We start from the raw sequence: 24,000 nt of genomic DNA, 5'->3' as shown, positions 1-24,000 counted from the left end.
TCTGCCGCAACAACAGCCAACCAAAACAAAAAGGCCCGCTTTCGCGGGCCTTGATCGTTTAAAATCAATGCTGTCTCAGGCGCGCAGCACGCCGCCGGTTGTCTTTTCGACATTGCCGACGATCTTGGCAGTTAGTACTTCGAAATCCTCATCCGTCAGGGTCTTGTCGACCGGCTGGATCTGAACTTCGATTGCGATGGACTTTTTGTTCTCGCCAAGGGATGCGCCTTCGAAAATATCGAACACGTTCACACCGGTCACCAGCTTGCGGTCCGCACTTGTTGCAGCCTTGATGATCGCACCAGCTTCCACCGACTTGTCGACCACAAAAGCAAAGTCGCGCTTAACAGCCTGAAATGGCGAAAGTTCAAGCGCCGGCTTGGTGCGGGTGGCCTTCTTCTTAGGCTCTGCCATGGCATCGAGATAAATCTCGAAACCGGCATAGACGCCCGCCACGTCGAGTTCACCGAGTGTTTTCGGATGGAATTCTCCGAAATACCCAAGCACAATCTTCGGCCCCATCTTGATGGTGCCAGAACGGCCCGGATGGTACCAGTCCGGTCCACCGGCCTCGATCTGGACATTGGACATTGGCAATCCACAAGCTTCAATCACGGCCAGTGCATCAGCCTTTGCGTCATAGACGTCTACCGGCTTGCCGCCGCCCTTCGATGCGTTGGACCACATGCGGCCAGCGCCGGAAAGCGATGCTGTGCCGCGACGAACGCCGCCAGCAACACGACGCTGACCTTCCGGCGTGTCGTTTTCATAGGTGCCGGACACTTCGAAGATGGCAACGTCGCCATGACCCTTGTCGGCATTACGCTGAGCGGCGGTCAACAGACCTGGCAGCAGCGAAGGCCGCATATCGGACATGTCGGCCGCAATTGGGTTAGCCAGCTTCAGGGCAGGAGATCCGCCACCAAACAGCTTGGCCTGTGCTTCCTTAATGAACGACCATGTCACGGCTTCTAGCATGCCACGGCTGGCCAATGCGCGGCGCGCGGTGCGCGTGCGAATTTGAAGCGTGGTCAGGATACGGCCGTTGACGGCACCAAGGGTTTCCAGTGGCTGTGGCTTGATGTTGTCCACGCCATGGATACGCATGACCTCTTCAACCAGGTCGGCTTTGCCTTCCACGTCTGGACGCCATGATGGAACTGAAACGCTAACGCGCTCACCCGAACCTTCAATGCCAAAACCAAGCCCCTTGAGGATCTCAAGGCTTTCTTGCGTCGAAACGTCGAGACCGGTGAGGCGCTTGACCTCGGACAGCGGGAAGTCAACGAACTTGGGTTCAAAACCCTTGTAACCAACGATCTTGGCTTCACCCGCTGTGCCTCCGCACAGTTCCAAAACCAGTTCCGTGGTGCGCTCAAGGCCCGGAACCATATATTGCGGGTCGACACCGCGCTCGAAACGATAACGGGCATCGGTGATGATGCCGTGTGTACGACCGGTCTTGGCTATGTTGATCGGGTCCCACAGAGCCGATTCAATCAGCACGTCTGTGGTGTTCTCATCGCAGCCGGAATGTTCGCCGCCCATGATGCCACCGATGGATTCCAGACCATTGTCATCAGCGATGACAATGTTGGCGGGACCAAGCTTGTATTCTCGCTGGTCAAGCGCCAGGATAGTTTCACCTTCCTGAGCGCGACGGACCACCAGATTACCCTTGACCTTTGCAGCGTCAAACACGTGCATCGGACGGCCCTGATCGAACGTCATGTAGTTGGTGATATCAACCAGCGCGTTGATCGGGCGCAGGCCAATCGCCATCAGGCGCTGCTGCATCCATTTTGGGCTGGGGCCATTTTTCACGCCACGGACGATGCGCAGGGAGAAGCCGGGGCAAAGGGCCGCGTCTTCCAGATCCAGCTTTACGTCGACCGGTGTCAGGCCCTCGACCTTGAAAGCCGGTGCCGGTTTTGTCTTCAGCGTGCCAAGGCCGGATGCGGCCAGATCGCGGGCAATACCGTAGATCGACGTGCAGTCCGGACGGTTTGGCGTCAGGTTGATTTCGATAACCGGGTCATCAAGACCGGCATAGGCTGCGAAGGATGTGCCGATTGGCGCATCTTCCGGTAGATCGATAATACCATTATGGTCGTCGGAGATGTTGAGTTCCTTTTCGGAGCACATCATGCCGTGGCTTTCCACGCCGCGGATCTTGCCGACCGAAAGGGTCACATCGATACCCGGAACATAGGTGCCCGGACGCGCCAGCGCACCAACGAGACCGGCGCGTGCATTGGGTGCACCGCAGACGATCTGAACCGGCTTGCCGTCACCGGCATCAACGCTCAATACCTTGAGGCGGTCTGCCTCTGGGTGTTTTTCAGCCGTCAGAACCTTGGCAATAACGAAGGGCTTGTAGGCCGCCTTGTCATCCACGTCTTCAACCTCAAGACCGATGGCTGTCAGGCGCTCGCAGATTTCATCAAGCGTGGCATCGGTTTCAAGATGCTCTTTCAGCCAGGAGAGTGTGAATTTCATCGTCTTTTCTCCTTACTGGCTCAAGCCGCCGAACAGGGTCGGGATGTCGAGAGGGCGGAAGCCATAGTGGTTCATCCAGCGAACGTCGGCGTTGAAGAAGTCACGCAGATCAGGCATGCCGTATTTCAGCATGGCAATGCGGTCGAGGCCCATGCCCCAGGCAAAGCCCTGATATTCGTCCGGCTCCAGTCCGCCGGCGCGCAGCACATTTGGATGCACCATGCCGCAGCCGAGAATTTCCATCCAGTCCTTGCCTTCGCCGAACTTGACGATCGGGCCGGAGCGGTCGCACTGGATATCCACCTCGAAAGACGGCTCCGTGAACGGGAAGAATGACGGGCGGAAGCGCATCACAACGCTGTCGACTTCGAAGAAGGTCTTGCAGAACTCTTCCAGAATCCAGCGCAGATTGCTGACATTTGCCTTTTTGTCGATCACCAGACCTTCGACCTGATGAAACATCGGCGAATGGGTGGCGTCAGAGTCCTGACGGTAGGTCTTGCCCGGAATGACGATGCGGATCGGCGGCTTCTGGGCCTCCATCGTACGCACCTGGACTGGCGAGGTATGCGTGCGCAGAACCTTGCGCTCGCCCTTGTCATTGGCAGGCAGGAAAAAGGTGTCGTGCATTTCGCGGGCAGGGTGGCCTTCCGGGAAATTCAGAGCCGTGAAGTTGTAATAGTCGGTTTCGATATCCGGACCTTCGGCAATCGAGAAACCCATATCGGCAAAAATCGCGGTGATCTCATCAACGATCTGGCTGATCGGATGGATGCGGCCGCGCTCGGCAGGGGACTGACGAACAGGCAGGCTGACATCGACTGTTTCCGCTTTCAGGCGGGCCGTGATGGCTGCATCTTTTAGTTCGCTCTTGCGCGCAGTGATAAAGTCGGTGACTTCATTCTTCAGCTGGTTGATGGCCGCGCCGCGTGTCTGGCGCTCTTCCGGTGTCATTGTGCCCAGGGTTTTGAGAAGTTCGGAAACCGAACCCTTTTTGCCCAGCGCCGAAACACGCACAGCTTCAATGCTTGCCTCATCACCGGCTGCGGCGATCTCCGACATCAATTGCGATTTCAAAGTATCAAGTTCAGTCATCTTTTCCTGCCTCGCCGGGATATGTTCCAGCGGCTTGCGGTTTCACAGCATTCTTCAGATAGTCGGTCGCCATGATAAAGCGTCGCAGATCACTACCCATCCGCACGCGCCCGATCAACCGGGCAAGCGGTAAAAATCGCGCAAGAACGGTCACCAGACGCTGCAATTCTTGAACGGTGGCGGCAGGGGCCTGCTTCCGCCACAGGCGGAAGGCTTCATCACAGGTTTTTTGTTGTTCGACGGAGCGGGTCGCAACGATCAGAAACAGTAGCCACAGATCGCGGGCCTGCGCAGATTCAAGCGGCATGACAGCTTCCGGCTCTTCTTCGAAATCCATGAAGCCGATGCGGCCGTCACGCAGGAAGAAATCGCGCACATGTGGGCGTCCATGGCACAGACCGGTGGCATGCAGTGCGCCAAGCGCTTCTGTTGCCTTGACCAGCAGTGCGTCATTTTCTGCCGGAGAGGCGTTTTTCAAACCCTTGAGCATGACCTCGACGGTCGGGCCGACATCACCAAGCACAATTGCGGTATCGGACGCATAGACAATCTCTGCAACAGGAAAGCCCTTTTCGGCAAAACGCTCCATGCGACGGATTTCCCGCGCCATCATGGCGGCAGGTTTGAGAAGTGGTGACGGCTTGAGAAATGAATAGGGCAGGAGTTTTGCCAGGAAAGCCTGCAGCGAAATCCACCAGGAGGAATTCTCCGTTCCCTGACGTTTGATCCAGACGGCGCCGCTGTCAAGCTCAAGCCGCTGGATGCGCCGGTCACTGGCCAGCAGTGCCTGCATAAGGGCGGCAATATCCGTATCTTTCAGCGTGACGCGGAACCCACGCTTTTTCGTGTCCATATCCGTTGCATTTAACATAAGCCTCCGATCGTCGCGTTATGCTGGCGATCCTCCCTGTTTCATGTGCAGAGCGGCGAGAGATGAACTGGATTAAGTTCCGTCGCTCCAAGCTGTCATTGGGCATCAGATCGAGAACCGCTGGGCGTTTTCGGTCCAATGCTCCGGACGCATGTCATCGAAAGAAAAAACCCGCGCCGGATGAACCGGCGCGGGTTTAATAAGAACGAAGATGTTCAGCGCCGTATTAGTTTACAGCAGCTTCAAACTCGTTTTTCGTACCGGCTTCCTTGAGGTACTCGAGAGCCTTCTTGGAAGCGTCTACGAGTGCGCCGAACGTTGCCGGCTCATGGATTGCCAGGTCAGACAGAACCTTGCGGTCAACTTCGATGCCAGCCTTGTTCAGGCCGTCGATGAAGCGGCCGTAGGTCAGGCCGGATTCGCGAACAGCGGCGTTGATACGCTGGATCCAGAGAGCGCGGAAGTTGCGCTTCTTGACGCGGCGGTCACGTGTTGCATACTGTCTGGACTTGTCGACAGCAGCCTTAGCTGTACGGATAGTATTCTTGCGACGACCGTAAAAGCCCTTAGCGGCCTTGAGTGTCTTGGTGTGCTTGGCGCGGGAAGTAACGCCACGTTTTACGCGAGCCATATCATGATCTCCTTAAAGTGTCCAAATACGCGGAAAAGTCTTAGAGACCGTTCGGCAGGTAGTTCTTGACGACTTTCTTGCCGTCAGGCTCGGCGAGAACCATGGTTCCGCGCGCGTCGCGAATGAACTTATTGGAACGCTTGATCATGCCGTGGCGCTTGCCAGCAGCGGCTGCAACGACTTTGCCGGTTGCGGTGATTTTGAACCGCTTCTTGGCAGCCGATTTAGTCTTCATCTTGGGCATTTTGCTACTCCGTTTTTTGTATCGAAACTGGCGGATGAGGCCTTGTTTCAAGCTATTCTGGAACGGCCTCGGCATGCCCTGCCGGACCGTTCGGACGCGCGCTTATAACCGCAGTCGGCCAAAAGCGCAACTCTTTATAAAAAGCCCTGTCAGGCTTTATTATTTGGGGGCGAGAACCATCATCATCTGACGGCCTTCGAGTTTCGGCTCGGCTTCTACCTTGGCAATCGCCAATGTGTCTTCCTTAACCTGCAAAAGAAGCTTCATGCCGAGTTCCTGGTGCGCCATTTCACGGCCACGGAACTTCAAGGTCACTTTCACCTTGTCGCCTTCTTCGAAGAAACGGCTGATAGCCTTCATCTTCACCTCATAGTCATGGGTGTCGATGTTGGGGCGCATCTTGATTTCTTTGACTTCGACAATCTTCTGCTTCTTGCGAGCTTCAGCGGCCTTTTTCTGGGTCGAGTACTTCAGTTTGCCGAGATCGAGAATCTTGCATACCGGCGGTTCGGCGTTCGGCGAAATCTCAACGAGATCGAGACCGGCCTCCTCTGCCAGTTTCAGGGCCTGATCCGTCGGCATCGGGCCGAGGTTTGTGCCTTCTTCATTGATGAGCTGAACGCGGGGAACCCGAATTTCCCGGTTGGAGCGCGGGCCCTCCTTGACGGGGGCATCGGCTTTGAAAGGTCTGCGAATGGTCGTATTCTCCTGAACTGTTTTCCGGATTGGCTGCGGCAATGACCTCCTGCCGAAGCAAATGGCGGAAATGTCGTGATTGCCGTGGCGAAGTCAATAGCATAAGTGCTGGAAAAAATCACCACTTGTCGCGGTTTTTGCGAATCTGCTCTACAAGACGTCAAAATCGAGGAGTGCAGGCATGCAAAACAGCGAAAATCCGGTTCAATACATCACTGTCGGTAACGATGATGATGCACGCAATATAGGAATGATTGTTCGTCCTGCCAAGGCTGGTGCTACAGGTCCGACCCTTTTGTGGCTGGGTGGCTATCGTTCAGACATGTCCGGAACCAAAGCCGTCGAGCTTGATCGTTTTGCAAGTGAACATGGATTGGCCTGCATTCGGTTCGATTATTCCGGTCATGGCGTCTCCGGCGGGGATTTTACCAAGGGCACCATTTCGCGCTGGCTGGATGAGACGCTGGCCGTGATCGCAGATCAGAAACCGAAAAGCATCATTGCCATCGGTTCATCGATGGGCGGCTGGATCGCGTTGCGCTTGGTGCAGGAATTAAAGAAGCTCAAGACAGCAACGATAGACGGTCTGGTTTTGATCGCCCCGGCGCCGGATTTTACAGCCGAACTGATCGAGCCAAACCTGTCGGATGCAGAAAAAGCCTCGCTTGCAGACCGTGGTTATTTCGAGGAGCCTTCCGAATACAGCCCTGAACCAAATATCTTTACCCGCGCGCTGATTGAGGATGGCCGCGAAAATCGGGTGCTCAAGGGCATTATCGAAACCGGTTGCCCGGTGCATATTCTGCAGGGTGGACAAGATCCTGATGTGCCTTACACCCATGCTCTAAGGTTGATGCAGTTTCTGCCGGCCGATGATGTGGTTTTGACCATGATACAGGATGGCGACCACCGGCTTTCACGCCCGCAGGATATCGAGCGTATGCTGCAGGCGGTAAAAGACATGGCGTTTTCGGCAAAACCGCAACGGTCTTAACCATATTCAACATCTCTCTGCCTTCAGCAATCGCTAATGATTGACTCAAAGCCGTCCCTCATTTTAACGTTTTGTTAAGAATGTAAGGGACGGTTTCATGATGAAAGCACCGCTGGCGCGTGCGCTGTTGATAGCAGCTGTCGCGGGATTATTCTCTGCGGCTTCCGTGCAGGCGGAAAACAAGGGCAGCCTGTCTATGGTGACAGGCGGTGTTACCTCGCAGCCAATTGGCCATTATGAGTTCTGTCAGAAATACGCAGCCGAGTGCAATGTGCGCAGCAAACTGACGGCTCCACCACGTGTGACCGAATATGGCTGGAAGCTGGTGCGCGAGATCAATGCGTCGGTCAACAACAGCATCATCGCCATGACAGATCAGGAAATCTATGGTCGCGATGAGGTCTGGGAATATCCGACCACGGCCGGTGACTGCGAAGATTATGTTCTTTTGAAAAGAAAGATGCTGATCGAGAACGGATTTTCCGTGCCCGACCTTCTGATCACCGTCGTTCGCAAGCCTGATGGCGAAGGACACGCTGTACTGACATTGCGCACCACTGAAGGTGACTTCATTCTCGACAACCTGTCGGATGAGGTAAAACTCTGGACAGACACACAATACACATACCTGAAGCGCCAGGCCTCGTTTAACTCTGGCCGTTGGGTTTCCATCGAAGATGGTCGCGACGTTCTGGTTGGTGCTCTGCGATAACTATCTCGAGTGAAGCCTGCCTGTGCAGGCTTCAGTTTATGTGTCGGCCAGCAATCCCGAGGCCAGATTCTGGAAAGCATCGACAGCTCTTGGAAATGCCTCTTCCGGATTTTGAGCGGCGGCAATCCACAGTGCTGAGTTCAGCACAGCGCCATTCAGCAGCCATGTCGCAGCCTTTGCATCGACTTTTTTCAGTGTTCCATCGTCAATCAGGCCCTGAACGGTTTTTTCAATCCGTTGCAGGCAAGCCGTCTGGTTGGGCCAATTTGCGGGGTCACCCAGAACCGCCGGACCATCCAGCAGCATGATACGCTGGATTTCAGGCTCTAGGGCCATTTCGATATAAGCGGTACTTTCAGCGAGCAATGCGAGCCAGGGCGTCGCTGCATCCTCCTGGACGATGCGCAACCGTGCCAGCATCTCACCATCAATCTGATCGATGACGGCCCATAGGAGGCCCTTTTTGTCACCAAAATTGTGATAGAGCGCGCCACGCGTCAAACCGGCTTCGGCCGTCAGGTCGTCCATGGACGCGGCGGCATAACCCTTTGTTGCGAAAGCTTTTCGCGCTGCAGTGATGAGCTTGGCGCGGGTTTCTTCAACCATCTGGGCACGTGTTTTCGCAGCCATTCGGCTCTCCTGAAATTAACATACGGTCCGTATGTATATTGACATACGCGATGTATGCTAACATATATTGGCATACGGGCCGTATATCAATGCTGCGTCCCGCTCACTAAAGCAATGAAAAATCGACCGATTTATCCAAGAACGCCACTGCGTAAGGCAGACCCGTGTTCTGGAATTGGACGAGTGCGTTTTAAAGGAGCACACAATGACCAAACGCGATGCTATTTTCCCTGCCAGCAGGCAAGAACTCTATGAAATCAACGGTTACTCCGCAGCAATCCGATCCGGTGATCTGCTGTTTGTGTCCGGCCAGGTCGGCAGCCGTGAAGATGGATCTCCAGAACCGGATTTCGAAAAGCAGGTGCAGCTAGCTTTCGACAATCTCAAAGCGGTCCTGAAAGCAGCAAACAGCAGCTTTGATGATATTGTCGATATCACGACATTTCACACCGACCCTGCCAACCAGTTCGAGGTGGTGATGGCCGCCAAGAACAAGGCATTTTCGGAAAAGCCATATCCGAACTGGACCGCTGTCGGTGTGAGCTGGCTGGCCGGTTTCGACTTCGAAATCAAGGTCATTGCCCGCATTCCGCAATCGAACTGATTGTTTGTTCCCGGTGAAGCACGTGGGGTATTTGCGTGCTTTACCGGCCCATGCCCACCCGCCTTCATCACTCACAGCGACGGGATTTGTGCGGTAAGACTTGGCACACAAACCATTTTTCTTGAAGCCAAGGAAACTGGATCCTATTATATGGTCCAGTTTTAATGCTTACAGGATGTGTGCAACATGGATTTCAACCCGGCAACAACAGTCACAAATTTTGTTGTTCACGGGAAAGTCCTTGTTCATGTCAACTTCGATAACACTCTCCAATCTAAGCTGGTCGACGCCTGAGGGGCGCCCGCTTTTTTCCCACCTTACGCTTGCTTTCGAGGCAGAACGGACCGGCCTTGTCGGCCGCAACGGCGTCGGTAAATCGACACTTCTGAAACTGATAACCGGTGAACTGCAGCCGCTGGCGGGTGATATCTCGGTCTCTGGCAGCGTTGGCGCCATGAAGCAGATTGTGCAGATCGCAGCTGATGAAACCGTTGCGGATCTGTTTGGCGTGTCTGGTGCTCTCACCATTCTTCGCCGTGCTGAAAATGGCGAAGCGACAATGGAAGAACTGGCGGATGCCGATTGGACGCTGGAAGATCGCATGCGCGCGTCGCTTGATCTTCTCGGCCTTGCTGTCACCGCTGAAACCCTGCTTTCCAGCTTGTCCGGTGGGCAACGAACCCGTGCCGGCCTTGCGGCACTGATCTTCACGCAACCTGACTTTATCGTTCTGGACGAGCCTACCAACAACCTGGATCGTGAAGGACGCCAAGCGGTCATCGATTTTGTGTCGACATGGCGCGGCGGTGTACTTGTCGTCAGCCATGACCGTGAATTGCTGGATACGATGGACTGCATCGTGGAATTGACGTCGCTTGGCGCAAATCGTTACGGTGGCAACTGGAGCGATTATCGTGAAGCCAAAGCCTTGGAGCTTTCCGCTATCGAGCAGGATATGTCCGAGGCCGAAAAGCAGCTTAACGACATTGCACGCAAAGCGCAGGCGAGATCAGAAGCCAAGGCACGCAAGGATAGCACGGGTAAGCAGAAAGCCGCCAAGGGTGATCAGCCACGTATCTTGCTTGGCGCCATGAAAGGGCGAAGCGAAAGTACCAGTGGAGGCTATGCGCGATTGACCGAGCGCCGCCAGACTGAAGCTACAGCAGCACTGGAAACGGCACGACGTCGTAAGGAAATCCTCCAGCCATTGGTGGTAACACTGGCGTCAACCGGTCTGCCAGCCAGCAAAATGGTCCTGCAGATGGAAAACGTCACAGCAGGCTATCAGCCTGAAGCACCCGTTCTGCGCGATGTCAGTTTTACCATCACCGGACCGGAGCGTATTGCCATCACAGGCAAAAATGGTGCGGGAAAATCTACCCTTCTGTCATTGGTTACAGGTGCGCTGAAACCGTGGGCCGGTCAGGTGCGTGTGTTCACCCCCTGGGCCATGCTCGACCAACAGGTCAGCCTGATGGATAGCGCGACCTCAATTCTTGATAACTTCCGCCGGCTGAACCCGAATTCCGATGACAATCAATGCAGGGCCGCACTGGCGAGATTCATGTTCCGTGCCGACGCTGCCCTGCAGATTGCCGGAAGTCTCAGTGGCGGTCAGCTTTTGCGGGCAGGGCTTGCCTGCACACTGGGTGGTTCATCGCCGCCACCCTTGCTGGTGTTGGATGAGCCGACGAACCATCTGGATGTGGAGGCGATCGAAGCCCTAGAAGCGGGATTGCGCGCCTATGACGGCGCGCTGCTGGTCGTCAGCCATGACGAGGTGTTTCTGGAGGCAATCGGTATAAACCGTTATCAGCCATTGCCGATGATTATACCGGCTGCCAACACCAGCGATCCACCCAGCACCACCTGAAAGACTGCCCGCATGAATGGCGTTTCCATAAAGCGGTTCTGGATGAAGGCAATTGCCCACAGTTCAACAAAGACCACGACGGCCGCTATGGCGGTGGCCGTCCAGAAATGTGGAATGAGATAGGGTAATGCGTGGCCAAGGCCGCCAACGGCGGTCATGATACCCGAGGCAAGGCCGCGTTTGAGCGGTGATCCTCGTCCGGAAAGTTTGCCATCATCATGGGCCGCTTCGGTAAAGCCCATGGAGATGCCAGCACCGACGGAGGCGGAAAGGCCAATGAGGAATGTTTGCCAGGTATCCTGGGTGGCAAAGGCCGCCGCGAAAATCGGCGCCAGTGTCGAAACCGAACCATCCATCAAACCGGCAAGACCCGGCTGCACATAGGTCAGCAGAAACTGGCGTTTCGCAGTTTCTTTTTCGGTCTCATTAACGCCGTCGGCCAGATGTTTGTTTTCCAGCATCTCGGCGATGTCCTGGTGTCCACGTTCCGCATCTGCTAGATCGCCAAGCAGTTTGCGGGTATCGGCGTTGGACACGCGGGCGACCGCCTGGTCATAAAAATTCGCCGCCTGCTGTTCCATGAGCTCGGCCTGCATACGGATTTTCTCAAGCGACAGGTTCTTGATCAGCCAGTCCGGTTTGCGGTCATAAAACCCGCTGACATGCTCACGGCGAATAAGCGGTATATTGTCGCCAAACCGGCGTATGTGCATGTCGATCAGCATATTGCGGTGCGTCTGCTCAACCTCGGCCATGTCGTCGAAAATTTTGGCTGATGCCGAGTAATCCTGCTTCAGAATGCTGGCATAGGCGCGGTAGATCCGGGCGTCGTCCTCTTCACTCGCAATGGCCAGTGCCAATATCTCCTGTTCGCTCAGCGAAGAAAAATCACGTTTTGAAGAGGCAAACAGCGAGCGCAACATGGGAATGTCCTAGTTTAGAATTATTCTAAATATATTCAATGTCGCGCTGGGAAGCAAGGGATGCAAAAGGTCGCATTGCGAAAATTGCCCATGAAGACCATATGAGGCTGGCAGAAAGACATGAGTGCAGAAAGAACCGCCGGAACCAGCATGAGCGATGATCTACAGGCAAGAGCCGCCCACAACGCTGGAATTCAGCGCCGTGCCGAGGATGAGATGGCGCGGATGGGGATCGATGCGGCTTTTATCGATCATCTCGTTGAGACCTTTTACGGTCGCGTTCTCGCTCACCCGGAGCTGGGGCCGGTGTTTGATGGCAGGCTGCACGGCCGCTGGCCTGAACATATGGCCAAGATGAAGAGTTTCTGGTCGGCCATCGCATTCAAGAATGGTGGTTATGCGGGAAAACCGGTGCAGGCGCATGTTGGCGTACAGGGCATGACGTCCGGTCTGTTTCCGCAATGGCTGGCGCTCTTTTCGGAAACGCTGAGTGACATCGCCCCCAGCCGTGAAGCGCATGACTGGTTCATGGCAACGGCCGAGCGTATCGCCCGCAGCCTGACATTGTCACTGTTTTACAATCCGGCACTGGATGATCCCGCGATAAAACGGATCTGACAGGGCAAGGGGGCACGCCCCTCGGCAGCGCGCGCCCAATCGGTTATTTTCTGACTATGGTTTGGGATAAGGCCATTTCCAGTTCTGGATTTCCGGCATGTCCTCGCCGTGTTCACACACAAACATCTTGTGCTGCATCAGCTTTTCATGAAGCGCGGTCACGACATCTGCGGCCTTTTCCTTGAGAACCGGCAACCGGTTGATCGCCTCGATTGCCAGGTGATAGCGGTCCAACTCATTCATCACGGCCATATCAAACGGCGTTGTGGTCGTTCCTTCTTCAATAAAACCACGCACGTGGAAGTTCGGGTGATTGGTGCGCTTATAGACCAGCCGGTGAATGAGATAGGGGTAGCCGTGATAGGCAAAGATCACCGGCCGATCTGTGGTGAATATCCGGTCGAACTGCTCGTCGGATATGCCGTGCGGATGATGTTGCGGTGACTGCAGTGTCATCAGATCCACCACATTCACCACGCGAATGCGCAGGTGTGGCAATGCTTGCCTCAACAGATCAACCGCCGCCAGTGTTTCCATGGTCGGCACATCGCCGGCGCAAGCCATCACCACATCTGGTTCCAGCCCGTCCTCGGTGCCGGCCCATTCCCATGTGCCAAGCCCTGCTTCGCAATGACGCTCGGCCTCTTCCATGGCCAACCACTGCGGGGCAGGCTGTTTGCCCGCCACGATCACGTTCACCCGGTCCCATGTTTTCAGGCAATGGTCGCCAACCCACAGAAGGGTATTGGCATCCGGTGGCAGATAGACCCGCACAATCTCCGAGCTTTTATTGGCAACCAGATCAACGAAGCCCGGATCCTGGTGGGAGAACCCATTATGATCCTGCCGCCAGACATGCGACGTCAGCAGATAATTGAGTGACGAAACCGGTTTTCTCCATTCCAGTTCACGCGAAACCTTCAGCCATTTTGCATGCTGATTGAACATGGAATCGACAATATGGATAAAGGCTTCGTAGCAAGAGAATAAACCGTGTCGGCCGGTGAGCAAATATCCTTCCAGCCACCCTTGGCACTGGTGTTCGCTCAATACCTCCATCACCCGGCCTTGCGGGGCGAGATTGTCGTCGGTTTCCAGCGTCTGCGCCATCCACACGCGGTCGGTGGCCTCAAACACACTACCCAAACGGTTTGACGCCGTTTCGTCTGGCCCGAAGATACGAAAGTTCTTCTCACTTTCATTTAGCCGGATAACATCTCTGAGATAATCGCCGAGAACCTTGGTCGCTTGCCCCTCGGTTGCACCGGGCGTGGTGACGGAAACGGCATAGGTCCGGAAATCCGGCGTATGCAATTCCTTGCGCAATAATCCGCCATTGGCATGTGGGTTGGCGCCCATGCGTCGCTCACCCTGCGGTGCCAGCGCTTTCAGTTCCTCTTTCAGGGTGCCGTTTGTGTCAAACAGATCCTCCGGATTGTAGCTCCTCAACCAATCTTCAAGGATATTGCGGTGCCCGGCTTCCTGCCGGCAATTGGCCACCGGCACCTGATGCGAACGCCAATGGCCTTCGACGATCTTGCCGTCCACCATCTTGGGCCCGGTCCAGCCCTTGGGCGAACGCAGGATGATCATCGGCCAACGCGGACGCTGGGACGCGTCTCTTTGCGCGTTCTGTTTGATTGTCTTGATGCGATCAAAAATGACATCCAGCGTTGCCGCCATTTGCTGGTGCATGGCTTCCGGCTCATGCCCCTCGACAAAAAACGGCTCATAGCCATAGCCGGTAAACAGATGTGTCAGTTCTTCGTCGGACAGGCGTGCCAGCACGGTCGGATTGGCAATTTTATAGCCATTCAGATGCAGGATTGGCAGCACGGTCCCATCACTTGCCGGGTTCAGGAACTTGTTGGAATGCCAGGCGGTCGCCAGTGGTCCGGTTTCGGCTTCGCCGTCCCCCACCACGCAGGCAACGACCAGATCAGGATTGTCAAAGGCTGCGCCATAGGCGTGAACCAGCGCGTAACCCAACTCGCCGCCCTCATGGATCGAACCCGGTGTTTCCGGTGCCGCGTGGCTGGGAATACCGCCGGGGAACGAGAACTGTTTGAACAGCTTCAGCATCCCGGCTTCATCCTCAGTAATTCCGGGATAGATTTCCGAATAGATCCCTTCGAGATAGGTGCTGGCTACCATGCCTGGCCCGCCGTGGCCCGGGCCGCAGATATAGATGACGTTGCTGTCGCGCGCTTTGATGATCCGATTGAGATGAGCATAGATGAAATTGAGACCGGGGGTGGTGCCCCAGTGTCCCAGCAGGCGTGGTTTGACGTGTTCTGCGCGTAGAGGCTCTTTCAAAAGGGGATTGCCGAGAAGGTAAATCTGCCCGACGGACAGATAGTTAGCGGCGCGCCAGTAGCGATCGATCAGCGAAAGCTCATCTGCCGTCAATGTTTTTTCACCGGATACTGCTTTTGTTGCCTGCGTCATACGTGCTCCTCACTCTGGTGATGTTTTGGAGAGTTACGCCCCGATTGGACGCAACAAAATTCTCCAGAAAATTCACTGCGACGCACCAGACTGGTCCCAAAAATCGTAACCCACTTTGCGGGCTGGTGCAGTTCCATGCGTAGAAGATACTGCTTGGGCCGGCTTCTCCTTGACGCAAATCAAGTGACGTTGCGGTTTGTCTATGATTAGCGACCGAAGGCTACAATCATATGGCGTAGTCTTGCAATCCTCGGCTGTTAAAATGCTGTCCGCGCAAGATTCGGAACACCAAAGCCGCCTTTTGCGAAAGGATCGATTTTCCCACTTGAAGCAACGAAGAAGAAATGATTAGTAAACTGTGGGAGGCGTACCCGGCGGTTCGCCTTATGAAACTCTTCATAACAAGGCAAACCAACATGGATCGCAGATCTTTTATCCGCAATGCAGGCGCGGTTGGCGCCGGTGTCACGGCAACTGCATTGGCCGCTCCGGCCATCGCTCAAGAAAACCCTAAAATCACATGGCGCATGACCTCATCCTTTACCAAGGGTCTGGATATTCTGTTTGGCGCGGGCCAGATTGTTGCTGACCATGTGAAGGAAGCTACCGGCGGTAACTTTACCATCCAACACTTTGCCGGCGGCGAGATCGTTCCAGCTTTGCAGGCTGCTGATGCGGTGACGGCCGGTACGGTCGAAATGGCGCATACCTGCTCCTATTATTACGTGGGCAAGGACCCGACCTTCGCGCTTGGCACGTCGGTTCCGTTCGGTCTCAATGCACGCCAGACAAACTCCTGGTTCAATCAGGCTGGCGGTAATGAACTGCTCAACGAATTCCTAGCCCAGCACAACATTTACTCTATCCTGCTCGGCAACACCGGTGCGCAAATGGGTGGCTGGTTCCGCAAGGAGATCAACACCATCGATGACCTCAAGGGTCTGAAAATGCGGATCGCCGGCCTGACCGGTCAGGTCATGCAGAAGGTAGGCGTCACGCCGCAGCAGATCGCGGGCGGTGATGTTTATGCAGCGCTTGAAAAGGGCACGATCGACGCGACCGAATTCGTTGGGCCGTATGACGACCAGAAGCTCGGCTTCTACAAGGTCGCCAAGTATTATTACTACCCTGCCTGGTGGGAGGGCGGCCCGGCTGTTCATGCTTTCGTCAATCTCGAAAAGTTCAACAGCCTGCCAGAAAACTACAAGCGCATCTTGAAAGACGCCTGCGCGGCCGGAAGCGCCAGCATGCTGGAGCGTTACGACGCTCATAATCCGAAGGCACTGAAGGAACTGGTCGCACAGGGTGCTGTGCTGCGTCCGTTCAGCCAGGAAATTCTCGATGTTTGCCACAAGGCAGCACTGGAAACCTACGCTGAAATTTCCGCATCCAACCCAGCCTTCAAGAAAATCTATGACAGCCAGCAGGCTTTCAAGAAGGACGCCTATCTCTGGGCGCAGATCGCTGAATACACCTACGACACCTACATGATGATCCAGCAGCGCAATGGCACGCTGTAATCATCGACGGTAATTGTTATGCGGTCACCCGGTTTGATCCGGGTGACCGTTTTTGTGGGTGGAGACCAGTTTCCACACCTCACGCTCGCGCCATGCTACCGGGCTCAGGCCGGTTATGCGGCGAAATTCGCGATTGAAGTTGGATTTGGTCTGGAAACCGGCATCCAGCATGATCGAGGTCACCGATTGCTCGGTTTCTTCCAAAAGACGGCAGGCTTCCCGGATACGCAGCTGATTGACGTATTGCGATACGCTCATATTGGCAGACCGGTTTATGGCATTGGAAATCTGTCGGCTGGGTAGGCCAAGTCGGCGCGACAGCCGTGTGAGATTGAGATTCTCATCGCGGTACAGCCTGTCCTTTTGCATGATATGCTCCAGCCGCTCCATCACTTCACGGTCTTCAGTGGAAGGTGGAATAGACGCTTCGCTGAGCGCCTCTGTGCCAGCCTCCGGCTCGACCTTGCTGCCTTCTGCAACCGACGCCGTCAGACCGATCAAGAAAAGGCCTAGAAGATTGGCATTGCTGACGATGGCGGCGACATTGGCACCGCGTGTCCACTCGAAGTCCAGCAGCACTAGAAAGTCGAAGCAGGCAGACAGGCACAGCGCGCCCGCGGCGATGTAAAGCGCGCGGTGGGCAGGCACTACACTCGCAAAACGCGCCTCGTCCAAACCATCAGGGCCTGAACGACCCAATGCGATAATGGCAACCGCATAGCCGACGAACAGAGTAATCAGCGCAAAGTCGATCGCCAGCGGATAAACCAGCATCAGCAACAGAATGATCAGCGGAGAAACGACAATACCGGTCAGGGTAAAATTGCGGGTGGCAGGTTGGTCATTCATCAGGCTGCGGAAGCTGGCATAGACAAGCGGTGGCAGGCATCCGGCAATAATAGGCAAAACATAACGCACGTCCTCGACACCGTAACCCCAGCGCACTCCGACGGAAATCGATTGCAGCACACAAAGGCCGATCAGCGCCAGAAATGGCCGGTTCGTTTTTTTTTCACGGGCCCTGAACAATGTGATCAGGGTGAGACCGAGCAACAGGGCAACGACAAAGGGCAGGGGAATAAACAGCACGTTAAAGGCCTTGACGAACGAAGTTTATGCGCGAAGTGCAGCAGATGAGCCGATTGCTCCGGTTGAGTATTCAATGAATGGACCAGATCGCGTTCCGGTACGACCTTGATCATGATTAAGGACGCTAAATATCTGATTTTTGCCAGCATGAGCCATCGTTCATCCAACTCAACGAGGTTTTTCATGCGGTTTCAACTTCCCATCGCTGCCCTTTTTATGGCCTGCACGGCTGGCTCGGGTGCCTTTTCTGCAGAGCAGGTCGGTGTGCGCGACATCAATGTTTTTTCCCCACAGCGTAACAGCAATCTCGAGGTGACGGTGTGGTACCCGTCAGCGGGGGACGGCGAAAAAACACTGGTTAGCGATAACCGAATTTTTGAAGGTTCACAGGCTTTCAAGGATGCCACCATCAAAACTGGCCAGTTTCCGCTCGTCCTGTTGTCTCATGGCTCAGGTTCGAGGGTCGAAGGCATGGCATGGATTGCGGTGAAACTGGCTGAGGCCGGTTTCATCGTGGCTGGCACCAACCATCCCGGCACCACGAGCGGTTATTCGACACCACAGGACACGCCAAAAATCTGGGAGCGTACGCAAGACCTCTCAAACCTTGTCACAAGCCTGACCACCGACAACGCCTGGGTGTCTTCCATCAGCCAGAGCAGTGTCGGTGTCTTGGGTTTTTCGCTGGGTGGTGCGGCGGCCATGGAAATTTCCGGTTTGCGTGCCGATCTTGATTCGTTTGTGCGTTATTGTGAAGACTATTCAGACATGATGGATTGCCGCTGGTTTGCCGGTGGGCGCGGTTATGTGAATGATGAAGCGGTATCCGTGCCAAAGCTTGATTTGCGCACCGTCGACAAGGGACGGTTTGAGCAATCCAACAGGGACCCGCGCATAAAGGCGGCGGTTCTTGTTGATCCCGCTCTGGCCACAGTCATCCAGCCCGACAGCATCAAGGACGTGACCATCCCACTGACTTTCATCAATCTCGGCGATGAGGGCAAGGTTCCGGTTGCCGTCAAAGCGGATGAGCTGTCACATCAGATCTCCTCGGCAAATTATGTTCGGCTCGGCGGTGCTGACCATTTTAGCTTTCTGCCGGTTTGCAAAAAGGACGCCAATGCTTTTCTTGAATCCATTGGTGAACTGGACCCCATTTGCAGCGATACCGGTCTGCGGGACCGTGCTGAAATTCATCAGGAACTGATTAAAACCATTGTCAATACCTTCACCCGCACCCTGAAAAACGGCCATTGAACCAAATGTCAGTAAATCAAAACGCCGGGAAAACCCGGCGTTTTATCATGCGATGCGTTTGTAAAAGATCGTCGTGCTGCAATACCGGCCATCGGGGAACAGAGCGTAATCGGGGATAACGCCTACCCGTTGCCAGCCGAACCGTGGATAGATTGCTTCAGCATCGCTACCGGTTGCCGTATCAAGAACGAGAAGCGTGCGCCCGCGTTTGGCAGCTTCTGCTTCTACCGCATCCATCAGCAGACGAGAAAGTCCTTGTCTGCGTTGCGAACGATGAATGAGCAGTTTCATCAGGTCGCCGCGATGTGGCTGGTTTGGTTTTGACGCCAGACCCACCTGAACGGTTCCGACAACAACGCCGTCAACCTCCGCGACGACATGGATGATGTCACCTATATCGACGCCAGTAGCCACATTCCGCCAGAAGTCTGCCCCGTCTTGCGGAGTGAAGGGCAGCATGAAACCAACCGATGCCCCGTCATTGACACAATCCGACAAAACCTCGCACAGGTGAGGCAGGGCGTTTAATGTATTTGCTGCATCTAGAATTCGGATCGTTGCCATAGGTACCTGTCGATAAATGTAAATCGATGAGGGAGTGTCGTTGAGAAATTTGTGATGAGTTTTATCGGCGTGTCAGCGGGCTCGCCGGTCCAAAACGACGCAGTAGCGGGCGGGCTGCTCACCCGGATTGTGAAAAACGTGACCTTCGCCAACCGGCATGAACAGGCAATCGCCCGGCGCAAGGAGATAGACATCCTGTTGTGTCGTCATTTCCAGCGTGCCTTGCAGCAGCCAGACATGTTGGGTCATGCCATGCGAAGCAGAGTGCGGTGGAAAACTGACTTTTGCGCCAGCCGGAAACTCCACCTCAACAATATCGACATCCGAGCCGACGCGCGGCGGTGAAATGGCGCGGCGTACATATCCGGTTTCCGGATCCTGCCAGATTTTCTGTTCTGCCTTGCGGACAATTGGAGTGACTGTCTCGTCTTCAGCAAAAAAGCCTGACAGCGAAAGGCCAAGTGCGGCGCAAATCCGGGCCAGGAGCGACGCGGTAGGGCTCGCCTCGCCGCGTTCAATACGCGAGATCATCGCCCGGCTGACGCCCGAAGCAATACTGAGCTGGTCGAGCGTCATATCGTTTTCAGCACGCAACGTGCGGACCCGCTCGCCAATCGATTTTTCGAGAATGTCGTTTTCCATGTCCATGATCAGAGATTTGCATTCTCTTATAATGGAGTCAATTGGTATTATAGTGGAATATTCGAAAAGTGACGAACCTGCGTGAAAGCAGGTTCGTCGTTCTTGATAGTCTTATGCGCCGACCTGAGCTATCCAGTCATTCAGATTATAATAGTTTGTTACCCGGCTAACCTTACCGTCCTTTAATTCGAAGAAGGCACCCGCCGGAAGCACGTATTTCTGTCCATTGGCCTCTGGAAGACCTTCATCGGTCACCAGATATTCACCGTTGACGACAAATTCTGCAGACGCGCGTTTGCCGTCTTCGCTGGCCATAATCACCATGTCGGTCAGGGTTTCCTTGTAGCAACGGTTCATGTGATCCATGAACTTCGCAAACACCGCCTTGCCAGTCTGGCGCTCACCCTGATTAATGTCGTGAACGACGTTTTCGTCGAGCAGGGCCAGGAAAGCATCCATGTCCTGACGGTTGAAAGCATCGTAATAGGCGTGGATGGTGGCGACTGCTGTCATCTTTATCTCCATGGGTCTGCAACAGAACTTGGCTCACTTTGGTCGTCACGATATAACCGGGCACAACCAAGGTGAAAATGCTGTATATCGGAAAGTATCTCAACTGACATGAAAGCACTCGAAATCAAATCCGCATCCGGTGCCGATATTGCACCTTATTTTGATGACCTCGCCCGTTTGCGTATCGGTGTTTTCCGGGAATTCCCCTATCTGTATGACGGCACGATCGAGCATGAGCGGGAATATCTGGCCACCTATGCCAATTCACAAGGTGCCGTTGTGGTGCTGGCGCTGGATGACGGCAAAGTCGTTGGTATGTCGACGGGAATTCCAATGGCGTCAGAGACCGATGAGGTGAAAAAGCCTTTCATCGCAGCCGGTTATAATCCTGATCGAATCTTCTATTTCGGTGAGAGCGTGCTTCTGCCACAATATCGCGGGCAGGGCGCTGGTGTTCGGTTTTTTGAAGAGCGAGAGGCGCAGGCAAAACGGCTTGGCGGTTTTGACTATTGCACCTTCTGTGCGGTGGAACGTCCTGTGGATCATCCAAGACGGCCCACAGACTACAAACCACTCAACAGTTTCTGGGAAAATCGCGGTTACGTCCATAAGCCGGAACTGAGCACCACATTCACCTGGCAGGATCTGGATGAAACGGCAAAAAGCCCGAAAACCCTTTCCTTCTGGATGCGAAAGATCGAGGCGTAATTCATGACCAGACTTGCCGCTTGCCAATACGCCATTGAACTCATCGAAAGCTGGGAAGATTACGTTGCACATTTAAGCGCTTTGATACGACAAGCGGCGCAGGACGGTGCCGAACTTGCGCTTTTACCTGAATATTCCGCGCTGACACTGACCGGCCTGCTGCCGGCTGATATCCGCTCCGATCTGCACAAGTCCATCGATGCGCTGCAGCCCCTGCTGCCGGCTTGGCTGGAACTGTGTGAAGAACTGGCACGCAGCCACGGTATCGTGTTTCAGCCGGGCAGCGCGCCGGTCAAGGACCCAGATGGCAAATACCGCAACCGTGCCTGGCTGTTTGGACCGGACGGGCTCATCGGGTATCAGGACAAGCAGATCATGACCCGGTTTGAACGGGAAAAATGGAACATTGCCGCCGGTGTCGAGGGGCTTAAGGCCTTTGACACGCCGGTTGGCAAACTCGGCATCCTGATTTGTTACGATAACGAATTCCCGATGCTTGGACGCAAGCTGGCGGAACTGGGTGTTGAGTTAGTTCTGGCACCCAGCTGCACTGACACGCTGGCTGGTGCATTCCGGGTGCGCATCGGCGCGCAGGCCCGCGCGCTGGAAAATCAGTATGCCGTACTGTCCTCCCCAACAGCGGGTGAAGCACCTTGGTCACCAGCGGTTGATGAAAATCGTGGCCGCGCAGCTCTCTACGTTCCCTCTGACTACGGCATGCCGCCTTCGGGCATTGTGGCAGAAAGCGAAAGCGACAATGTGGTCGATAGCCATTGGCTGATCACTGACATCGATCTCGGCGCCGTCGCAAAACTGCGAACCGACGGGCAGGTGGCCACCCGCCGTGACTGGCCGGAGCAATTTGACGTATGAAAGGCCCATATTTAGTGGCCTTTTAACGAATTCCCACTTTTCGACTATCGAAGCCCCTGCTATAGCCCGGGGCATGAGCACAAATCCGAACCGCATCCCGCTTGACCATATCCGCAACTTCTCGATCGTTGCCCATATCGACCATGGCAAATCGACATTGGCCGACCGGTTGATCCAGTCGACCGGTGGTCTTGCCGAACGCGATATGTCCGAGCAGGTGCTCGACAATATGGATATCGAGCGCGAACGCGGCATTACCATCAAGGCCCAGACCGTGCGTCTGCACTATAAGGCCAACAATGGTGAGACCTATGTTCTCAATCTTATCGACACCCCCGGCCACGTCGACTTTGCCTATGAAGTCTCGCGCTCTCTGTCTGCCTGCGAAGGCTCGCTACTGGTGGTGGATGCATCGCAGGGCGTAGAAGCCCAGACGCTGGCCAACGTCTATCAGGCGATCGATAACAACCACGAGCTCGTTACCGTTCTGAACAAGATCGATCTGCCCGCTGCAGAGCCGGATCGTATCAAGGAACAGATCGAGGAAGTCATTGGCATTGATGCCAGCCAAGCTGTTTTGATCTCGGCCAAGACCGGCCTTGGTATTCCAGACGTGCTGGAAGCCATCGTCCATCAGCTGCCTCCACCGAAGAGTGAGCTTGGTGAAAAGGGCCCGCTGAAGGCGCTTCTCGTCGATAGCTGGTACGACACCTATCTCGGCGTCATGGTTCTGGTGCGCGTGCTTGATGGCGTTTTGACCAAGGGTCAAACCATCCGCATGATGGGCACGGATGCGAAATATCAGGTGGAGCGCGTCGGCGTCCTCACACCTAAGATGGTCGCTGTCGATAGCCTCGGCCCGGGCGAAATCGGTTTCATCACCGGCTCGATCAAGGAAGTGGCGGATACGCGCGTTGGCGATACCATCACTGAAGATAAGCGCCCGACCGAAAAGGCTCTTCCGGGCTTCAAGCCCGCCCAGCCTGTGGTTTTCTGCGGACTGTTCCCGGTCGATGCGGCAGATTTCGAAGACCTGCGTGCCGCCATGGGCAAGTTGCGCCTCAACGATGCGTCGTTCTCGTTTGAAATGGAATCGTCCGCCGCTCTCGGTTTCGGTTTCCGCTGCGGTTTCCTTGGTCTTCTGCACCTTGAAATTATTCAGGAGCGCCTCGAACGTGAGTTCGATCTCGATCTGATCGCGACTGCACCTTCGGTGGTCTACCAGTTGACGATGACCGATGGCTCCGAGCGCGAGCTGCACAACCCGGCTGATATGCCGGATGTGGTGAAGATTGCCGAAATTCGTGAACCATGGATCAAGGCGACCATTCTGACGCCGGACGATTATCTTGGTGGCATTTTGAAGCTCTGTCAGGATCGCCGCGGCGTCCAGACCGAACTCACCTATGTCGGTAAGCGTGCGATGATTACCTATGAATTGCCGCTGAACGAAGTTGTGTTCGACTTCTACGACCGCTTGAAATCCATCTCCAAGGGATATGCGTCCTTCGATTACCATCTGGATGGTTATCGTGAAGGCAACCTCGTCAAGATGTCGATCATGGTCAACGGCGAACCGGTGGATGCGCTTTCTATGCTGGTGCACCGTACCGCTGCCGAAAAGCGCGGTCGCGACATGTGCGAAAAGCTGAAGGATCTTATCCCTCGCCACATGTTCAAGATCCCGATCCAGGCGGCTATTGGCGGAAACGTCATCGCCCGTGAAACGATTTCAGCCATGCGCAAGGACGTGACAGCCAAGTGCTATGGTGGTGACGCCACCCGTAAGCGCAAACTTCTGGACAAGCAGAAGGAAGGCAAAAAGCGCATGCGTCAGTTCGGCAAGGTTGATATTCCGCAGGAAGCGTTCATTGCTGCCCTGAAGATGAGCGACGACTAAGCGTTACACATCAAAATCCACAACAAAAAAGGGAGGTGAACGCCTCCCTTTTTTGTTCCGAATAGACAGTCTGTAAAAAGAAAACTGCCCGCCTCG

At 55.0% G+C, this 24,000-nt stretch carries 22 protein-coding genes and 1 pseudogene; 10 read left to right on the top strand and 13 right to left on the bottom strand.

Annotation, left to right across the window (positions count from 1 at the left end):
• Nucleotides 1–75: 75 nt before the first annotated feature.
• The 6 genes from pheT to infC form a co-directional block, all read right to left on the bottom strand.
• Complete coding sequence (gene pheT, locus M2418_RS16980) at nucleotides 76–2,499, bottom strand: phenylalanine--tRNA ligase subunit beta (RefSeq protein ID WP_259147979.1); 2,424 nt, start codon at nucleotides 2,497–2,499, stop codon at nucleotides 76–78.
• 12 nt (nucleotides 2,500–2,511) lie between these two features.
• Entirely contained in the window at nucleotides 2,512–3,594 is a 1,083-nt protein-coding gene (pheS, locus tag M2418_RS16975) for a phenylalanine--tRNA ligase subunit alpha (RefSeq protein ID WP_259147977.1), read from the bottom strand.
• A complete protein-coding gene (locus M2418_RS16970; RefSeq protein ID WP_192486608.1) occupies nucleotides 3,587–4,465 on the bottom strand; it encodes a serine/threonine protein phosphatase in 879 nt (292 codons plus the stop codon). The genes pheS and M2418_RS16970 overlap by 8 nt, the downstream gene beginning before the upstream one ends.
• A gap of 226 nt (nucleotides 4,466–4,691) precedes the next feature.
• Nucleotides 4,692–5,096, bottom strand: coding sequence for a 50S ribosomal protein L20 (gene rplT, locus M2418_RS16965; protein ID WP_192486609.1), 405 nt, complete (start codon nucleotides 5,094–5,096; stop codon nucleotides 4,692–4,694).
• A 40-nt stretch (nucleotides 5,097–5,136) separates the two neighbouring features.
• Entirely contained in the window at nucleotides 5,137–5,340 is a 204-nt protein-coding gene (gene rpmI / locus M2418_RS16960; protein WP_192486610.1) for a 50S ribosomal protein L35, read from the bottom strand.
• 159 nt (nucleotides 5,341–5,499) lie between these two features.
• On the bottom strand, nucleotides 5,500–6,036 hold the full coding sequence (gene infC / locus M2418_RS16955; protein WP_250983679.1) for a translation initiation factor IF-3: 537 nt from the start codon (nucleotides 6,034–6,036) through the stop codon (nucleotides 5,500–5,502).
• A 181-nt stretch (nucleotides 6,037–6,217) separates the two neighbouring features.
• Between infC and M2418_RS16950 the strand changes: the two genes are divergently transcribed.
• Both M2418_RS16950 and M2418_RS16945 read left to right on the top strand, forming a co-directional pair.
• Nucleotides 6,218–7,030 carry a carboxylesterase gene (locus tag M2418_RS16950; RefSeq protein WP_259147972.1) on the top strand — a complete coding sequence of 271 codons (813 nt, stop codon included), beginning with the start codon at nucleotides 6,218–6,220 and terminating at the stop codon, nucleotides 7,028–7,030.
• Between the two features lie 97 nt (nucleotides 7,031–7,127).
• On the top strand, nucleotides 7,128–7,742 hold the full coding sequence (locus M2418_RS16945; protein ID WP_259147971.1) for a transglutaminase-like cysteine peptidase: 615 nt from the start codon (nucleotides 7,128–7,130) through the stop codon (nucleotides 7,740–7,742).
• Between the two features lie 36 nt (nucleotides 7,743–7,778).
• On the opposite strand, the gene M2418_RS16940 is transcribed toward M2418_RS16945, so the two are convergent.
• Entirely contained in the window at nucleotides 7,779–8,372 is a 594-nt protein-coding gene (locus M2418_RS16940; RefSeq protein WP_259147969.1) for a TetR/AcrR family transcriptional regulator, read from the bottom strand.
• A gap of 205 nt (nucleotides 8,373–8,577) precedes the next feature.
• On the opposite strand from M2418_RS16940, the gene M2418_RS16935 reads away from it, so the two are divergent.
• Together M2418_RS16935 and M2418_RS16930 are read left to right on the top strand one after the other, a co-directional pair.
• Nucleotides 8,578–8,976 carry a RidA family protein gene (locus M2418_RS16935; RefSeq protein WP_259147968.1) on the top strand — a complete coding sequence of 133 codons (399 nt, stop codon included), beginning with the start codon at nucleotides 8,578–8,580 and terminating at the stop codon, nucleotides 8,974–8,976.
• Between the two features lie 247 nt (nucleotides 8,977–9,223).
• Nucleotides 9,224–10,849: an ABC-F family ATP-binding cassette domain-containing protein gene (locus M2418_RS16930; protein WP_259147966.1), complete on the top strand. Its 1,626-nt coding sequence runs from the start codon at nucleotides 9,224–9,226 to the stop codon at nucleotides 10,847–10,849.
• Here M2418_RS16930 and mbfA read toward each other — a convergent pair.
• Nucleotides 10,789–11,772: an iron exporter MbfA gene (gene mbfA, locus M2418_RS16925; protein WP_259147964.1), complete on the bottom strand. Its 984-nt coding sequence runs from the start codon at nucleotides 11,770–11,772 to the stop codon at nucleotides 10,789–10,791. The two genes, M2418_RS16930 and mbfA, sit on opposite strands and share 61 nt — an antisense overlap.
• A 150-nt stretch (nucleotides 11,773–11,922) precedes the next feature.
• Here mbfA and M2418_RS16920 point away from each other — a divergent pair, with 150 nt between their 5' ends.
• Nucleotides 11,923–12,390, top strand: coding sequence for a group III truncated hemoglobin (locus tag M2418_RS16920; protein ID WP_259148046.1), 468 nt, complete (start codon nucleotides 11,923–11,925; stop codon nucleotides 12,388–12,390).
• Nucleotides 12,391–12,444: 54 nt separating this feature from the next.
• On the opposite strand, the gene M2418_RS16915 is transcribed toward M2418_RS16920, so the two are convergent.
• Nucleotides 12,445–14,838, bottom strand: a complete 2,394-nt coding sequence (locus M2418_RS16915) for a phosphoketolase (protein ID WP_259147963.1) — start codon at nucleotides 14,836–14,838, stop codon at nucleotides 12,445–12,447.
• Nucleotides 14,839–15,254: 416 nt separating this feature from the next.
• Here M2418_RS16915 and M2418_RS16910 point away from each other — a divergent pair, with 416 nt between their 5' ends.
• On the top strand, nucleotides 15,255–16,358 hold the full coding sequence (locus M2418_RS16910) for a TRAP transporter substrate-binding protein (protein ID WP_250983287.1): 1,104 nt from the start codon (nucleotides 15,255–15,257) through the stop codon (nucleotides 16,356–16,358).
• Here the strand turns inward: M2418_RS16910 and M2418_RS16905 are convergent.
• Nucleotides 16,322–17,447: pseudogene (locus tag M2418_RS16905) on the bottom strand (helix-turn-helix domain-containing protein). The gene M2418_RS16910 and the pseudogene M2418_RS16905 overlap by 37 nt on opposite strands.
• Before the next feature lie 183 nt (nucleotides 17,448–17,630).
• Between M2418_RS16905 and M2418_RS16900 the strand changes: the two are divergent.
• Nucleotides 17,631–18,704 carry a dienelactone hydrolase gene (locus tag M2418_RS16900; RefSeq protein ID WP_259147962.1) on the top strand — a complete coding sequence of 358 codons (1,074 nt, stop codon included), beginning with the start codon at nucleotides 17,631–17,633 and terminating at the stop codon, nucleotides 18,702–18,704.
• A gap of 45 nt (nucleotides 18,705–18,749) precedes the next feature.
• Here M2418_RS16900 and M2418_RS16895 read toward each other — a convergent pair whose 3' ends face one another.
• The 3 genes from M2418_RS16895 to M2418_RS16885 all read right to left on the bottom strand — a co-directional run bounded on the left by M2418_RS16895 (nucleotide 18,750) and on the right by M2418_RS16885 (nucleotide 20,423).
• Nucleotides 18,750–19,268 carry an N-acetyltransferase gene (locus tag M2418_RS16895; RefSeq protein ID WP_259147961.1) on the bottom strand — a complete coding sequence of 173 codons (519 nt, stop codon included), beginning with the start codon at nucleotides 19,266–19,268 and terminating at the stop codon, nucleotides 18,750–18,752.
• Between the two features lie 72 nt (nucleotides 19,269–19,340).
• Complete coding sequence (locus M2418_RS16890; protein WP_259148045.1) at nucleotides 19,341–19,910, bottom strand: helix-turn-helix domain-containing protein; 570 nt, start codon at nucleotides 19,908–19,910, stop codon at nucleotides 19,341–19,343.
• A gap of 111 nt (nucleotides 19,911–20,021) precedes the next feature.
• On the bottom strand, nucleotides 20,022–20,423 hold the full coding sequence (locus M2418_RS16885; protein WP_259147960.1) for a ketosteroid isomerase-related protein: 402 nt from the start codon (nucleotides 20,421–20,423) through the stop codon (nucleotides 20,022–20,024).
• 108 nt (nucleotides 20,424–20,531) lie between these two features.
• On the opposite strand from M2418_RS16885, the gene M2418_RS16880 reads away from it, so the two are divergent.
• The 3 genes from M2418_RS16880 to lepA all read left to right on the top strand — a co-directional run bounded on the left by M2418_RS16880 (nucleotide 20,532) and on the right by lepA (nucleotide 23,904).
• On the top strand, nucleotides 20,532–21,131 hold the full coding sequence (locus tag M2418_RS16880) for a GNAT family N-acetyltransferase (RefSeq protein WP_259147958.1): 600 nt from the start codon (nucleotides 20,532–20,534) through the stop codon (nucleotides 21,129–21,131).
• A 3-nt stretch (nucleotides 21,132–21,134) separates the two neighbouring features.
• A complete protein-coding gene (locus M2418_RS16875) occupies nucleotides 21,135–22,004 on the top strand; it encodes a carbon-nitrogen hydrolase family protein (protein WP_259147956.1) in 870 nt (289 codons plus the stop codon).
• 61 nt (nucleotides 22,005–22,065) lie between these two features.
• A complete protein-coding gene (lepA, locus tag M2418_RS16870) occupies nucleotides 22,066–23,904 on the top strand; it encodes a translation elongation factor 4 (protein ID WP_259148043.1) in 1,839 nt (612 codons plus the stop codon).
• The last annotated feature ends 96 nt before the right edge of the window (nucleotides 23,905–24,000 follow it).

The organism is Rhizobium sp. BIGb0125 (assembly GCF_024810055.1).
In the GTDB taxonomy this organism is placed as follows: Bacteria; Pseudomonadota; Alphaproteobacteria; order Rhizobiales; family Rhizobiaceae; genus Agrobacterium.
Note: the sequence above shows the minus strand (reverse complement) of the source record. Positions and strands in the feature narration are given on the sequence as shown.